General features: G+C 61.2%; 1 protein-coding gene. It reads left to right on the top strand.

What is annotated here, in order from left to right; translation table 11 throughout:
- A partial coding sequence (locus L691_RS29615; protein ID WP_332249100.1) for a DEAD/DEAH box helicase occupies nt 1-379 on the top strand: 379 nt, incomplete at both ends.

Genomic DNA, 379 nt, shown 5'->3' with positions numbered 1-379 from the left:
GCGCCCCCCGCCTATATGGCGTCCTGTCTCGGTGAACAGGCAGGCCAAACTGTGGGCTACCGGATGCGCATGGACAGCAGGACGGGGCCTAACACCCGCATTATCGTCGTAACCGAAGGCGTGCTGACCCGGATGCTTCAGGACGACCCTTCGCTTGGCGATACCGGCCTTATCATCTTCGACGAATTCCACGAGCGCAGCCTGAATGCCGACCTAGGGCTTGCGCTCTCACTGGAGACACAGGCTGTGCTCCGTGAGGACTTGAAGATCCTCGTGATGTCGGCAACGCTTGACGGAGAGAAGGTGTCCGGGCTGCTTGGCGGCGCTCCGGTTGTCCGGTGTCCCGGCAGAGTATTTCCGGTAGAAACCGTATACGCCC

Source organism: Paenibacillus zanthoxyli JH29 (genome assembly GCF_000520715.1).
Classification (GTDB): domain Bacteria; phylum Bacillota; class Bacilli; order Paenibacillales; family Paenibacillaceae; genus Paenibacillus_AQ; species Paenibacillus_AQ zanthoxyli.
This window is presented reverse-complemented; position numbering and strand designations above follow the sequence as displayed.